At 61.5% G+C, this 13,901-nt stretch carries 12 protein-coding genes; 3 read left to right on the forward strand and 9 right to left on the reverse strand.

The features are described 5' to 3' along the window. Positions 1–45: 45 nt before the first annotated feature. From M5B44_RS11005 to edd, 9 genes are all read right to left on the reverse strand, one after another. Positions 46–1,206 carry an ABC transporter ATP-binding protein gene (locus M5B44_RS11005; RefSeq protein WP_085709655.1) on the reverse strand — a complete coding sequence of 387 codons (1,161 nt, stop codon included), beginning with the start codon at positions 1,204–1,206 and terminating at the stop codon, positions 46–48. A 2-nt stretch (positions 1,207–1,208) separates the two neighbouring features. Further along, the gene (locus M5B44_RS11010) at positions 1,209–2,054 is read right to left on the reverse strand and encodes a carbohydrate ABC transporter permease (RefSeq protein ID WP_085709654.1); all 846 of its coding nucleotides are present in this window, start codon (positions 2,052–2,054) and stop codon (positions 1,209–1,211) included. Then, positions 2,047–2,955 carry a carbohydrate ABC transporter permease gene (locus tag M5B44_RS11015; protein ID WP_085709653.1) on the reverse strand — a complete coding sequence of 303 codons (909 nt, stop codon included), beginning with the start codon at positions 2,953–2,955 and terminating at the stop codon, positions 2,047–2,049. The genes M5B44_RS11010 and M5B44_RS11015 overlap by 8 nt, the downstream gene beginning before the upstream one ends. Before the next feature lie 93 nt (positions 2,956–3,048). Continuing rightward, the gene (locus M5B44_RS11020) at positions 3,049–4,350 is read right to left on the reverse strand and encodes an ABC transporter substrate-binding protein (RefSeq protein WP_085709652.1); all 1,302 of its coding nucleotides are present in this window, start codon (positions 4,348–4,350) and stop codon (positions 3,049–3,051) included. 118 nt (positions 4,351–4,468) lie between these two features. Then, on the reverse strand, positions 4,469–5,728 hold the full coding sequence (locus tag M5B44_RS11025; protein ID WP_248739176.1) for an AGE family epimerase/isomerase: 1,260 nt from the start codon (positions 5,726–5,728) through the stop codon (positions 4,469–4,471). A 104-nt stretch (positions 5,729–5,832) separates the two neighbouring features. Beyond that, positions 5,833–7,260, reverse strand: a complete 1,428-nt coding sequence (locus tag M5B44_RS11030; protein ID WP_162803532.1) for an ATP-binding protein — start codon at positions 7,258–7,260, stop codon at positions 5,833–5,835. A gap of 31 nt (positions 7,261–7,291) precedes the next feature. After that, on the reverse strand, positions 7,292–8,023 hold the full coding sequence (locus tag M5B44_RS11035) for a response regulator (RefSeq protein ID WP_025112821.1): 732 nt from the start codon (positions 8,021–8,023) through the stop codon (positions 7,292–7,294). Positions 8,024–8,102: 79 nt separating this feature from the next. After that, complete coding sequence (locus M5B44_RS11040; protein ID WP_248739177.1) at positions 8,103–9,059, reverse strand: glucokinase; 957 nt, start codon at positions 9,057–9,059, stop codon at positions 8,103–8,105. After that, a complete protein-coding gene (edd, locus tag M5B44_RS11045; protein ID WP_248739178.1) occupies positions 9,056–10,882 on the reverse strand; it encodes a phosphogluconate dehydratase in 1,827 nt (608 codons plus the stop codon). Before edd ends, M5B44_RS11040 begins: the two co-directional genes overlap by 4 nt. A gap of 221 nt (positions 10,883–11,103) precedes the next feature. Between edd and gap the strand changes: the two genes are divergently transcribed. The 3 genes from gap (at position 11,104) to M5B44_RS11060 (ending at position 13,833) form a co-directional block, all read left to right on the forward strand. Next, positions 11,104–12,105 carry a type I glyceraldehyde-3-phosphate dehydrogenase gene (gene gap, locus M5B44_RS11050; protein ID WP_085709648.1) on the forward strand — a complete coding sequence of 334 codons (1,002 nt, stop codon included), beginning with the start codon at positions 11,104–11,106 and terminating at the stop codon, positions 12,103–12,105. A gap of 119 nt (positions 12,106–12,224) precedes the next feature. Continuing rightward, on the forward strand, positions 12,225–12,743 hold the full coding sequence (locus tag M5B44_RS11055; RefSeq protein WP_085709647.1) for an RNA polymerase sigma factor: 519 nt from the start codon (positions 12,225–12,227) through the stop codon (positions 12,741–12,743). 124 nt (positions 12,744–12,867) lie between these two features. Continuing rightward, positions 12,868–13,833 (forward strand): FecR family protein, encoded by a 966-nt coding sequence (locus tag M5B44_RS11060; protein WP_248739179.1) that lies wholly within the window; start codon positions 12,868–12,870, stop codon positions 13,831–13,833. Positions 13,834–13,901 lie beyond the last annotated feature (68 nt).

Here is a 13,901-nt window from a genome sequence, read left to right on the forward strand (position 1 = left end):
CCTGCAGAAATGAGCCTGTTGCAGGCTCACTCCCACATTGATTTCTTACCGACCTTTGAACTGAGCAACGTTGGCGCTGTGCGCTTCAGTCTTCGGCAGACCGGCAACCCCCAGGCGCTCGCCGCTCTTGGCGTCGAACAGCAGCACTTTCGACGGATCGAATTGCAGGGTCAGGGTTTCGCCCACCTGCGGCGCCACATCCGGCGCCAGACGGCAGCAGACCTTGGTGTCGTTGAGGTTGACGAACACCAGGGTGTCCGGACCGGTCGGCTCGGTGACCTGCACTTCAGCCTTGATGCTCGGCAGGCCGTTGCCCTCGCCGTTCGCCAGAGCGATCTGCTCCGGACGCAGGCCGAGGATCACTTCGCGATCTTCAAGACCGGCGTCCTGCATCGCCATCGGCAGCTCGCAACGGGCCTGGCCGCTGTCGAGCAGCGCCACCAGACGGCCGTCCTTGCGTTGCAGGCGCAGCGGGATGAAGTTCATCGGCGGCGAACCGATGAAGCTCGCGACGAACAGGTTGGCCGGGTCGTTGTAGATCTCTTTCGGCGTACCGAACTGCTGGATGATCCCGTCCTTCATCACCGCCACTTTATCGCCCAGGGTCATCGCTTCGATCTGGTCGTGGGTCACGTAGACCGTGGTGGTTTTCAGGCGCTGGTGCATCAGTTTCATTTCGGTGCGCATCTCGACGCGCAACTTGGCATCGAGGTTGGACAGCGGTTCGTCGAACAGATAGATCTTCGGACGACGCGCCAGGGCACGGCCCATCGCCACGCGCTGTTGCTGGCCACCGGAGAGCTGGCCCGGCTTGCGATTGAGCAGGTGCTCGATCTGCAGCAGCTTGGCCACGCGGGCGACTTCTTCGTCGATGGCCGACTGGCTCATCTTGCGGATCTTCAGACCGAACTCGATGTTCTCGCGCACGCTCATGGTCGGGTACAGCGCGTAGGACTGGAACACCATCGCGATGTCGCGGTCTTTCGGGCTCATGCCGCTGACGTCCTGGTCACCGATCATGATCGCGCCGCCGGTGATGGTTTCCAGGCCGGCGATGCAGTTCATCAGGGTCGACTTGCCGCAGCCCGAAGGCCCGACGAGGATCAGGAACTCACCGTCCTTGATCGACAGTTCGATGTTCTTCAGGGTGTCCGGCAGGCCGGCACCGTAGGTCTTGTTTACATTGCGAAGTTCGAGCGTAGCCATGATTACCCCTTGACTGCGCCGGCCGTCAGCCCGCGCACGAAATACTTGCCTGCGACCACATAGACCAGCAGGGTCGGCAGCCCGGCGATCATCGCCGCCGCCATGTCCACGTTGTATTCCTTGGCCCCGGTGCTGGTGTTGACCAGGTTGTTCAGCGCCACCGTGATCGGTTGCGAATCACCGCTGGAGAACACCACACCGAACAGGAAGTCGTTCCAGATCTGGGTGAACTGCCAGATCAGGCAGACCATGATGATCGGGGTGGACATCGGCAGGATGATCCGGCGGAAGATGGTGAAGAACCCCGCGCCGTCCAGGCGTGCGGCCTTGATCAGCGCATCCGGAATGCTCACGTAGTAGTTACGGAAAAACAGCGTGGTGAACGCCAGGCCGTAGACCACGTGCACGAACACCAGGCCGGTGGTGGTGCTCGCCAGGCCCATCTTGCCGAGGGTGAACGACGCCGGCAGCAACACGGTCTGGAACGGCAGGAAGCAGCCGAACAGCAGCAGACCGAAGAACAGCTGTGACCCTTTGAAGCGCCAGAACGACAGCACATAACCGTTCAACGCACCGATGGCGGTGGAGATGATCACGGCCGGAACGGTGATCTTGATCGAGTTCCAGAAGTAGCCGTCAACAGTGGCCCAGGCTTTCACCCAGCCGATGCCGCTGACCACGGTCGGCCAGCTCAGCAGGTTGCCGGTGGAAATGTCTTCCGGGGTTTTGAAGCTGGTCAGCAGCATGACCACCAGCGGTACCAGATATAGCAGGACCGCGAGGATCAGCACCGCGTAGATCGCGATGCGACTCAGGCTGATGGCCGGTTTGGAGGCGAGACTAGTCATGACGCTTGGTCCTCAGCTCGGAGTACAGGTAAGGCACGATGATCGCTAGGATCGCACCGAGCATAAGAATCGCACTGGCCGAGCCCATGCCCATCTGTCCACGGCTGAACGTGAACGAGTACATGAACATCGCCGGCAAATCGGAGGAATAACCCGGGCCGCCGGCCGTCATGGCCGCCACCAGGTCGAAGCTCTTGATCGCGATGTGCGCGAGGATCATCACCGCACTGAAGAACACCGGACGCAGGCTTGGCAGCACCACTTTCCAGTAGATGCGCGGCATGCTCGCGCCGTCGATCTGTGCGGCACGGATGATCGATTGATCAACGCCACGCAGACCGGCGAGGAACATCGCCATGATGAAGCCCGAAGCTTGCCAGACCGCCGCGATCACCAGGCAATACACCACGCGATCCGGGTCGATCAGCCAGTCGAGACGGAAGCCTTCCCAGCCCCAGTCCCGCAGCAATTTGTCCAGGCCCATGCCCGGGTTGAGCAGCCATTTCCATGCGGTACCGGTGACGATCATCGAGAGCGCCATCGGGTACAGGTAAATGGTGCGGATAAAGCCTTCGCGACGGATTTTCTGGTCGAGGAAAATCGCCAGCGTCACCCCGATCACCAGAGTGATAGCGATGAACATGCCGCCGAACACGGCCAGGTTCTTGCTCGCCACCCACCAGCGGTCGTTGTCGAACAGCCGCGCGTATTGCGCCAGCCCTGCCCACTTGTAGTTCGGCAGGAAGGTCGACGTGGTGAACGACAGGACAAACGTCCAGAGGATATAGCCATAGAAGCCCACCAGAACGATGAACATGCTCGGCGCCAGCACCAGTTTCGGTAGCCAGCGCTGCAATGCGTCGAACGGCGAGGCCTTGCTGAACACAGCAACAGAACTCATGGGAAGATCCAGTAAAAAAGATGAAGGACCGCTGCAAGCTGCCAGCCTCAAGCCGATGCGCGACTTGAAGCTGGCAGCTGCTCTACGCCGGTATTACTTGGCAGCCTTGACGGCGGTGCCGAGTTTCTTCGCAGCATCGGCCGGGTCGGCTTTCGGGTCGTTGATGAAGTTGGTCACGACATCGAAGAACGCACCCTGTACGGCCAGCGTGGTCGCCATGTTGTGCGCCATGCTCGGCTGCAGGCCGCCGGTCTTGGCGTCTGCCAGGAAGTCCTTGGCAGCGGTCTGGGCGCAGGAGTCGAAACCGTACTTGCCCATGTCGGCGAGCATGTCGTTACGCACCGGGATCGAGCCCTTGTTGATGCTGAAGACTTTCTGGAAGTTTTCACCCAGCACGACCTTGGCGATGTCCTGCTGACCGGCCGCGGTGCCCGCGTCCTTCTGCTTGAACACGGCCAGCGAGTCGATGTTGTAGGTGAACGCCTTGTCGGTGCCCGGGAAGGCTACGCACTCGTAGTCCTTGCCGGCGACTTTCTTGGCAGCAGTCCATTCGGACTTGGCCCAGTCACCCATAATTTGCATGCCGGCCTTGCCGTTGATGACCTTGGCCGCTTCGAGGTTCCAGTCCTGGCCTTTGCCGTCGACGTCCATGTAGGTCGCGACTTTCTTCAGCTCGGTCAGGGCCTTGACCATTTCCGGGCCGGTCAGGGCAGCGTTGTCCAGGTCGACCAGGGCTTTCTTGTAGCCATCAACGCCCATCACCGACAGCACGACCGCTTCGAACACGGTACTGTCCTGCCAAGGCTGACCGCCGTGGGCCAGCGGGATGAAGCCCGCAGCCTTCAGCTTGTCGCCGGCGGCGTAGAATTCTTCGAGGGTGGTCGGGGCTTTGGCGATACCGGCTTTCTTGAAGACTTCCGGGTTGATCCACAGCCAGTTCACACGGTGAATGTTCACCGGCACGGCCACGTAATCACCGTCGTACTTCACGGTATCGGAGACTTTCTTGTCGAGCAGGCTGTCCCACTTCTCGGACTTGGAAACGTCCTTCAGCACGTCGGTGTCGAGCAGACCGGTGGACGCCCATTCCTGGATGTCCGGGCCTTTGATCTGGGCCACGCCAGGCGGGTTGCCAGCTACCGCACGGCTTTTCAGCACGGTCATGGCAGTCGCACCGCCACCACCGGCGACAGCGCCGTCTTTCCAGGTGAAACCGTCTTTTTCCACTTGTGCCTTGAGCACATCGACGGCGGCTTTTTCGCCACCGGACGTCCACCAATGCACGACTTCCACCGAACCTTTGGATTCGGCAGCGGAAACACTCAGGGGCAGCACAGCGAGCGGGAACAGGGAGGCGACAGAAATGACAGTAGCGAGGCGAGAAATCGCATTCATCTGAGATGTACCTTTCTTGTTGTTATGCATGCAAGTCTGGTGCTTGCGCTGCACACGAGTTTAAACAGGACGTTTCCCCTCGCAGGTAACGAAGGGACGCGCAAATGTCACCGCATGGTTACACAGGAATGGGCCGGGACAACTGTGCCAGCGCAGTCGCCATGCTCGGCGCCAGCGGCAGACGCGGGATCAGCACCGCCTGCCAGGCGTGATACAGATCCGGTTTACCCGCCCAGATATCGGCGCTTGGACGGTTCTGCGGATCGAGTTCGTGATGCCAGCTGCCGTCGCAGCGGTCGATGAAATTCGCTTCGCAGAATTCCCAGAATAGCCGGTACCAGGATTCGTACTGCGCATCGCCGGTGCGTTTGAGCAAGGCACTGGCGGCGGCGCTGGCTTCGGCGTGGGTCCAGTGCAGGCGATGGCGCACCACGGCCTTGTTGTCCCAATCGAGGGTGTAGACGATGCCCGGGGCGCCATCGACGTCCCAGCCATGCCGGCAGTTGTTCTCGAACAGCTTTTGCGCATCGGTGGCCAGCCAGCCCGGCGTAAGCATACCGGCCTGGACCCGCGCCGCTTCGAGGTGCAGCAACAGCCGCGCCCACTCGAAACCGTGGCCCGGCGTGGTGCCGTAGGGGCGAAATCCGTCGGCGGGATTGTCATGGTTGTATTCACGCAGCGGCTGCCAGTTTCGGTCGAAATGCTCAATCACCAGATAGTCGTTGGCAGCGGCGTGACCGTGAATCACCCGCTCGACGATGCGTTGCGCACGCACCAGCCAGCGCGGGTCTTCGGTGACATCGGCCAGCGCGAGGAACGCTTCGGTGGCGTGCATGTTGCTGTTGGCGCCGCGATAGGCTTCTTCTTCACTCCAGTCACGATTGAAAAATTCGCGCAGGGCGTCCTCTTCTTCGCTCCAGAAATAGGTGTCGATGATGTCGATGGCGTCATCCAGCAATGCCTTCGCGCCGGGACGCTGGGCGACCACGGCGGAACTGGCCGCGAGGGCCACGAAAGCATGCAGATAAGCGTTCTTGCCGGTGTTGTCGTCGCGGTGCTCGGCGACGGCGAACCAGCCACCATGCAGCGCATCGCGCAAGGGGCCGCGCAATGCCTGAATGCCATGATCAACCAGCTCGGCGAAACCCGGCAGGCCCTGAATGTGGGCCATGGCGAAGCTGTGGGTCATGCGCGCGGTGTTCATGGTTTCGGCTTGCGCGCCGGCCTGGAGCTGGCCGCGCTCATCGAGATTGCCGAAGCCTTCGGGCAGTCGCGAAGCCTTGGCGAACGCCAGCAGGCGCAGGCCTTCGTCGGCGAGCCATTGCTGGTGGGCAGGGGCATTCAGCCAACTGCTGAAGCCCGGATTGAAGTGATCCATGGAAGGCCTTTTTTGTTGTTATGACTGCGGGCAGTCTAAACAACGGGCCGGGGTTGGCTTGTAACGAAGGGGGCAGGTTTTGTCACCAGCCGGTGACATTCGGATCAATCCGCCGAACGCGGCAATTGCAGGGTCACACGCAATCCACCCTCACGCAGATTCTGCAACGTCACTTCACCGCCATGGCTATGGGCAATGTTGCGGGCAATCCCCAACCCCAGCCCATACCCCTGCTGCTGCCCCGCCAGCCGGAAGTGCGGTTCGAACACCTGCTCCAGCCGCTGCTCCGGTACGCCCGGCCCTTCGTCATCAACGTGCAGGACAAACGCACTCTCGTCGTCATCGATATGCAGATGAGCGTTCTGCCCGTACTTCAACGCATTGTCGATCAGGTTGCCGATGCAGCGCTTGAGCGCCAATGGCTTGCCCGGATACGCCGCCAGCGCCCGCCCTTGCTGGGTCACGCGACCATTGCCGTTGGGCGCCAGATACGGCTCCACCAGGCAGTCGAGCACATGGTTCAGATCCACCGGCTCGATGTTTTCGTGGATGTCGGTGTCTTTCACGCATTGCAGCGCGCCTTTGACCAGCAGCTCCAGCTCATCCAGGTCGCGGCCGAACTTGGTTTGCAGCTGTTCGTCTTCCAGCAGTTCGACCCGCAGACGCAGACGGGTGATCGGCGTGCGCAGGTCATGGGAAATCGCGCTGAACAACTGGCTGCGCTCGGTCAGGTAACGGCTGATGCGCTCGCGCATGGTGTTGAAGGCGCGGCCCACTTCCACGACTTCGCTGCCGCCCCCCTCGGCCACCGGCTCGACATCGGCGCCCAGCGACAAGTCCCGCGCCGCCCGCGCCAGGCGCTTGAGCGGCCGGCTCTGCCAGTGCACCAGCAGACCGATGAACAGCAACAGAAATCCGCTGGTGAATACGATGAACCACACCTGCTGGGTCGGCAGGCCCTGCTCTTCAAGACTGGTGTAGGGCTCGGGCAACAGCGAGGCGATGTACAGCCATTCACCCGGCGCCAACTGGATCTGGGTCACCAGCACCGGCGGATTCACCGGTTCCAGGGTCAGCGCGTAGTGCGCCCAGGAGCGTGGCAACTCGTCGAGTTTCAACCCGGCGTTGAAGATACGCAGGTCATCGGGGCTGACGAAGGTCACCAGAATGTCGGTGTCCTGACCCAACGACTGACGCAGCACCTCATCCACCGCTTGAAGCACCGCCGCCTTGCGCGGCGTCACCGGCAGCACTTCCATGCCCAGCGGTTTGTCATTCAGCGTTACCACAAATCGGGTGCCGCCCATGCTGCGCAACTGATCGAGCACCAAAGGCCGGTAAGCCACCGGCAACGAGCGGAAATAACTGACGCTGGCGGTCATCGAATGGGCGAGGCTGCGGGCGCTGGTGACCAGGCCTTCGAGCTGGGTCGCGCGCAACTGAGAAACCCAGATCACGCTGGACAAGGTCTGGGCGAACAACACCGCCAGCAACGTCAGCAGCAGCATCCGCCCGAGCAGCGAACGGGGCATCGGCACTTTGCGCGCGGTGTTGCGCAGGAACTCAGTGACCATTGCCGGCAACCACATTGGCTGCCAGTTGGTAGCCGCTGCCGCGCACGGTGCGGATCAGCCGTGGCGGTTTTTCGGTATCGCGCAGACGCTGGCGCAAGCGGCTGACGGCCATGTCGACGATACGATCGAGGGGCATCAGGTCGCGGCCACGGGTGGCGTTGCCGATGGTGTCGCGGTCGAGGATTTCCTGGGGGTGATCAAGGAACAGCTTGAGCAAGGCGAAGTCGGCGCCGGACAGAATCACTTCCTCGCCGTCGGTGTGAAACAGCCGATGGCTGACCATGTCCAGTCGCCACTCGTCGAAGGCCAGCACTTCGCTGCCGCTGCGTTCCTGGCCGAACTGGGCACGGCGCAACAGGGCTTTGATCCGGGCTTGCAGTTCGCGGGGGCTGAAAGGTTTGCCGAGGTAGTCGTCGGCGCCCAGCTCCAGACCGATCACCCGATCGGCCTCGTCGGAACTGGCGGTGAGCATGATGATCGGCACCTGGGCCTGACGCGGATGCTGGCGCACCCAGCGGCACAGGCTGAAGCCGTCTTCATCGGGCAGCATCACATCAAGGATCACCAGATCACTCGGCGCCTCGTTCAGCGCCTGGCGGAAACTGGCACCGTCGGCCGTGGCCCGTACCTGAAAACCCGCGCGGGTCAGGTAGGTTTCCAGCAACTCGCGTATCTCCTGGTCGTCATCGACCAACAAAATCGACTTGTTGACTGAACTCACTTCGAAGGCATCCTTGTTGTTGGAATTGGGCGGATTATGCCTGATGTGCCGATGGTTCCCACGCTCGGCGTGGGAATGTTCATTTACCGGATTGTTCGAGCGCCACTCCTGCACCGACCAGACCCGAGTACGGTGCCGTCACCAGCCACACCGGAATCCCCTTGAAGTAATCGCTCATGCAGCCCTTGTCGGCGAAGCTGCGGGCGAAACCGCTTTCGAGGAAGAAATCGGCAAAGCGCGGAATCACGCCGCCAACGATGTACACCCCACCACGACCACCGGTGGTCAGCACGTTGTTGCCGGCCACGCGACCGAGCCAGCAGCAGAACTGCTCCAGCACTTCCAGGGCAATCGGGTCACCGGCAAGGCCGGCTGCGGTGATCGCTTCCGGTGTGTCGAGTTTCGGTTCATAACCATCCACCGCGCAGATCGCCCGGTATACCCGAGGCAGGCCGCCGCCGCTCAACGCGGTTTCCGCGCTGACGTGGCCGATTTCGTTGTGGATGTGTTGCCAGAGCTGGGTTTCACGCGGGCTGCTCAGCGGCAGATCGACGTGACCGCCCTCTCCCGGCAACGCGGCAAACCGGCCTTCGCCCAGATCGAGCAAAGTGCCGACGCCCAACCCGGTGCCCGGACCGATCACCACCGCCGGACGCAACGGTTCCGGCTCGCCTTCGCAGACCACGCGGAATTCGCCGGGCTGCAAACGGGTCATGCCCAGTGCCATGGCGGAGAAGTCGTTGATCAGCAATAACTGCTCGACCTGTAACGCCTGGCAGAACGCCTTGCGGCTCAGGCGCCAGTGGTTGTTGGTGAACTTGAATTCATCGCCGCTCACGGGACCCGCCACCGACAGGCACACCGAACCGATGGCGCCCGGTGCCAGGCCGAGCCCGCTCAGGTAGAGGCTGATCGCCTCTTCCGGGCTGGCATGGTCGGCCGTGGCCAGCACCTGCACCGATTCGAGCTGCTGATCTTTCCACAACGCGAACCGCGCGTTGGTGCCTCCGATGTCACCGACCAAAGCCAGTTTCAATTAAGCGTCTCCAGGGCAGAAGTGAAGGCGCTGGCGCCCTGCTCTGCCGAGCTGAAGGCCAAACGCATGAAGCCAAACAGTTCGCGGCCGCTGCCGATGTTGTTGCCCAACAGGCCTTTGGCGGGTTCGCGCGCTGCAAATTCGGCGGCGTCCACCTTGAGTTCCAGGGTGCCTTTGACGCCGTCGACGCGGATGATATCGCCCTCTTGCACGCGAGCCAAAGCGCCGCCGACATAAGCCTCCGGGCTGACGTGGATCGCCGCCGGGATTTTCCCCGACGCGCCGGACATCCGCCCGTCCGTCACCAGCGCGACCTTGAAGCCGCGATCCTGCAGCACACCGAGGAACGGCGTCATCTTGTGCAGTTCCGGCATGCCGTTGGAACGCGGGCCCTGAAAGCGCATCACCGCGACAAAATCCTTCTCCAGCAAACCGGCCTTGAAAGCGTCGGCCAGGTCCTGTTGATCCTGGAACACCATGGCCGGTGCTTCGACGATCTGGTTTTCCAGCGCCACGGCAGACACTTTCATCACGCCACGACCGAGATTGCCTTCCATCACCCGCAAGCCGCCCTCTGCCGAGAACGCACGAGCCACCGGACGCAGGATGTTTTCGTCGAGGCTGTCGGTCGGGCCTTCGCGCCACACCAGTTTGCCGTTATCGAGGAACGGCTCCTTGGTGTACTGGTTCAAACCGTGGCCGAGCACGGTGTTGACGTCTTCGTGCAGCAGGCCCGCTTCCAGCAGTTCGCGGATCAGGAACGACATCCCGCCCGCCGCCTGGAAGTGGTTGATGTCAGCCTTGCCGTTCGGATAGACGTGGCTCAGGGTCGGCACGACTTCGGAGAGGTCGGCCATGTCCTGCCAGGTCAGTTGAATGCCCGCCGCCATGGCGATGGCCGGCATGTGCAGGGTGTGGTTGGTCGAACCGCCGGTGGCGTGCAGCGCGACGATCGAGTTGACCAGCGCCTTCTCGTCGACGATTTCGCCGATCGGCAGGAAGTTGCCGTTCTGTTTGGTCAGGCGCGTGACCTGATGCGCGGCTTCGCGGGTCAGGGCCTCGCGCAGGGGCGTGTTCGGGTTGACGAAGGACGCGCCCGGCAAGTGCAGGCCCATGACCTCCATCAGCAACTGGTTGGTGTTGGCGGTGCCGTAGAAGGTGCAGGTGCCCGGGCTGTGGTAGGACTTCATTTCCGATTCCAGCAGCTCTTCGCGGGTCGCCTTGCCTTCGGCGTACTTCTGCCGCACGTCGGCTTTTTCCTTGTTGGAAATCCCCGAGACCATCGGCCCGCCCGGCACGAAAATCGTCGGCAAGTGACCGAAACGCAACGAACCCATCATCAGCCCCGGCACAATCTTGTCGCAGATGCCGAGCATCAGCGCGCCGTCGAACATGTTGTGGGACAGCGCCACCGCCGTCGACATCGCGATCACTTCGCGGCTCGGCAGGCTCAGTTCCATGCCCGGCTCGCCCTGGGTCACGCCGTCGCACATCGCAGGCGTACCGCCGGCGAACTGGCCGACCGAACCGATTTCGCGCAAGGCGTTCTTGATCTGCTCCGGGAAGACTTCGTACGGCTGGTGCGCCGAAAGCATGTCGTTATAAGACGAAACAATCGCGATGTTCGCCGAGTTCATCATCCGCAGACTGTGCTTGTCTTCGCTGCCACACCCGGCCACGCCGTGGGCGAAGTTGGCGCATTGCAGTTTGCCGCGCATCGGCCCGTCGGTTGCGGCGCCGCGAATGAGCGCAAGGTAAGCCTGACGCGTGGCGCGGCTGCGGGCGATAAGCCGTTCGGTGACCTCAAGAACGCGGGGATGCATGTGTAGAACTCCAGGCTAACGGATGTGGCGACCTGATTGTCTATGCTGACCAAAGCGCCCGCACGTGTGGGATGACGGGCGGTTTCCTTGACCATTCGGACCAGTTGATTCAGGTCACTCGTTGTAGATAAAACAAAATATTGCCACTAAAAAGGCTTGTTTTCTATTTTTATGCGAATAATCTTGTAATTCCAACAACAAAACGACGGCGGCGCTGTTCAATGACTCTTCGAATCGCAATCAATGGTTTTGGCCGCATCGGCCGTAATGTCCTGCGCGCACTGTATACCCAAGGCTATCGACAGGATTTGCAGATCGTCGCCATCAACGATCTGGGCGACAGCGCGATCAATGCGCACTTGCTCAAATACGATACCGTTCACGGCACGTTCGATGCCGAAGTTGCGCATGACAACGAGAGTCTGACCGTCAACGGTGACCGTATTTCGGTCAGCGCGATCCGCAACCCGGCCGAGCTGCCATGGGCTGCGGAAAAGATTGATGTGGTCTTCGAATGCACCGGTCTGTTCACCGACCGGGCCAAAGCCGCCGCGCATATTACTGCCGGTGCGCGCAAAGTCATCATCTCGGCCCCGGCGAAAGGCGCTGATGCCACCGTCGTTTATGGCGTGAACCACGACATCCTGCGCCAGTCGCACCAGATCATTTCCAACGCCTCGTGCACCACCAACTGCCTGGCCCCGGTGGCCCAGGTGCTGCACCGCGAACTGGGCATCGAAAGCGGTCTGATGACCACGATTCACGCCTACACCAACGACCAGAACCTGACCGACGTCTATCACACCGACCCGTACCGCGCCCGTTCCGCCACGCAGAACATGATCCCGAGCAAGACCGGCGCCGCCGAAGCCGTGGGCCTGGTGCTGCCGGAACTGGCGGGCAAGCTGACCGGCATGGCCGTGCGCGTGCCGGTGATCAACGTATCGCTGGTTGACCTGACGGTTCAGTTGAAACGCGAAGCCTCGGCCGATGAAGTGAACGCACTGATGAAAGCCGCGAGCCAGCACTCGAAAATCCTCGGCTACAACACCCTGCCGCTGGTATCGAGTGACTTCAACCACAATCCGCTGTCGTCGATCTTCGACGCCAACCACACCAAATCCAGCGGCAAACTGCTGAAAGTGCTGGCCTGGTACGACAACGAGTGGGGCTTCTCCAACCGCATGCTCGATAACTGCCTGGCGCTGTGTAACGCGGAATAAAACCGCTGCTGCCGATTTTAAGGCGGGTCGTGGCTTTACCAACCTTTGACAAATCAACACTTGACCACTCGGGCGGATGATAAGCATTATCATTCGCTCGAAATGGATCAGGTCCTCCCGTGAGTCAGTCGCAGTTCAATCACGTTTTCCTCGCCCAGCGCACTTCATTGCTGCGAACGCTGGAACGCATGGTCAACAACCACAGCACCGCCGAAGACCTGTTGCAGGAAACCTACCTGCGCGTCACGCGGGCGCTGAGCGAACGGGCCATCGATCACCTTGAACCCTTTGTCTTCCAGACCGCGCGCAACCTGGCGCTGGATCACTTGCGTGCGCGCAAGATTCACTCACGCACCATGGTCGACGACGTGCCGCAGGACGTGGTACACAGCGTTGCCGCCCCCGCCAGCAGCGCCGAAGACGCCGCCCACGCCGAACAATTGCTGGAGCGCTTGAACGTGAGCCTCGGTGAACTCAGCCCCCGTCAGCAGCAAATCTTCATCCTCAGCCGCCTGCACGGGCACAGCTATCAGGAAATCGCCGAAGAACTCAGCGTCTCTCTCAGCACGGTGCAGAAAGAACTCAAATTGATCATGACCATTTGCATCGGTGTCGCCGAGCGCCTGAATGGCGACTGATGCTGTAGGTTTTTTCTCTAAGTGCCAGGATCGACTGCACTGATCATCGGGCTTTGTTACCCTTGCCCGACTTTTACGCTTCACTAAAAAAACAGCCGTGCACAGACACTGCCGAGGAAACACCGTGACGGACACCCACCGCCCTCCTTCGCCCGACACGGCGCAGGACGCCGCCAACGCAATGGACCAGGCTCTGGACTGGCTCATCGTGCTCGGCAGCCCGGACGAGGAGCAGACCCGGCAGTTTCATGCCTGGCTGGCGGCCGATCCGTTGAACGCCCAGGCATTCGCCAAGGCCCAGGCGATCTGGGATGGCCCGCAGATCGCCCAGTGCGCGCAAGACCTCGCGGCCAGACCGAAGAAAGTCACCGTCCTCACACGCCTGCGCCCGCACTGGAAACCGCTGGCCACCGCTGCGGTGCTGATTCTCGGTCTGTTCAGTTTCAGCAACCTGCCGATGCGTCTGCAGGCCGATCACCTGACCGTGGTCGGCGAGCGGCAACGTTTGCAGCTGGAGGACGGCTCGAAAGTCCTGCTCAACACCAATTCCGCCTTCTCCAGCACGATCAATGATCGCCAGCGGGTTGCGCGGCTGTATCAGGGTGAAGCGTTTTTCGAGATCCCGGCCAGCCGCACCCAGCCACTGGAAATCGACGCCGGGCCGGTGAAAGCCAGCGTGCGCGACACCGCGTTCGCCGTGCGTTATCTGGATGGCGTGGCGCAGGTTCGGGTGCAGCGCGGTGATGTCGATCTGCGTGCGACCCGTGACGATGCCCGGGTGCGGCTGTCCGCCGGGGAAAGCATCCGCATCGGCCCCAATGGTTTCGACCGCCCGGCCAAGGTCGACGCCGCTACCGATCTGGCGTGGGTGCAGGGTCGGTTGATCTTCGAAAACTGCCCGTTGAACCAGGTGCTGGCGGAACTACGCCGCTACTACCCGGGTTTCATCATCAACACCAACGAACACCTGGCCGACGTCGCCGTCACCGGCAATTACCGTCTCGACCAGCCGCTGGACGTGGTGCGCTCGCTCGCTCACATCACCTCGGCCAAGCTTCAGGAATTCCCGGCGCTGGTGATTCTGAACTAAATGAGAATTATTTTTACTCGATAGCAGAAGCTCGTTCGTCTCGTTATAGCCAATGCAATTGATTCGCA

The sequence above is a fragment of the Pseudomonas sp. MWU12-2029 genome (genome assembly GCF_023242425.1).
In the GTDB taxonomy this organism is placed as follows: Bacteria; Pseudomonadota; Gammaproteobacteria; order Pseudomonadales; family Pseudomonadaceae; genus Aquipseudomonas; species Aquipseudomonas kribbensis.

Bases quoted from the DNA above. Each gene is read 5' to 3' on its own strand.
- M5B44_RS11020 (WP_085709652.1), bottom strand. From the start codon at position 4,350: ATGAATGCGATTTCTCGCCTCGCTACTGTCATTTCTGTCGCCTCCCTG.
- M5B44_RS11005 (WP_085709655.1), bottom strand. From the start codon at position 1,206: ATGGCTACGCTCGAACTTCGCAATGTAAACAAGACCTACGGTGCCGGC.
- gap (WP_085709648.1), top strand. From the start codon at position 11,104: ATGACTCTTCGAATCGCAATCAATGGTTTTGGCCGCATCGGCCGTAAT.
- M5B44_RS11010 (WP_085709654.1), bottom strand. From the start codon at position 2,054: ATGACTAGTCTCGCCTCCAAACCGGCCATCAGCCTGAGTCGCATCGCG.
- M5B44_RS11015 (WP_085709653.1), bottom strand. From the start codon at position 2,955: ATGAGTTCTGTTGCTGTGTTCAGCAAGGCCTCGCCGTTCGACGCATTG.
- M5B44_RS11025 (WP_248739176.1), bottom strand. From the start codon at position 5,728: ATGGATCACTTCAATCCGGGCTTCAGCAGTTGGCTGAATGCCCCTGCC.
- M5B44_RS11030 (WP_162803532.1), bottom strand. From the start codon at position 7,260: ATGCCCCGTTCGCTGCTCGGGCGGATGCTGCTGCTGACGTTGCTGGCG.
- edd (WP_248739178.1), bottom strand. From the start codon at position 10,882: ATGCATCCCCGCGTTCTTGAGGTCACCGAACGGCTTATCGCCCGCAGC.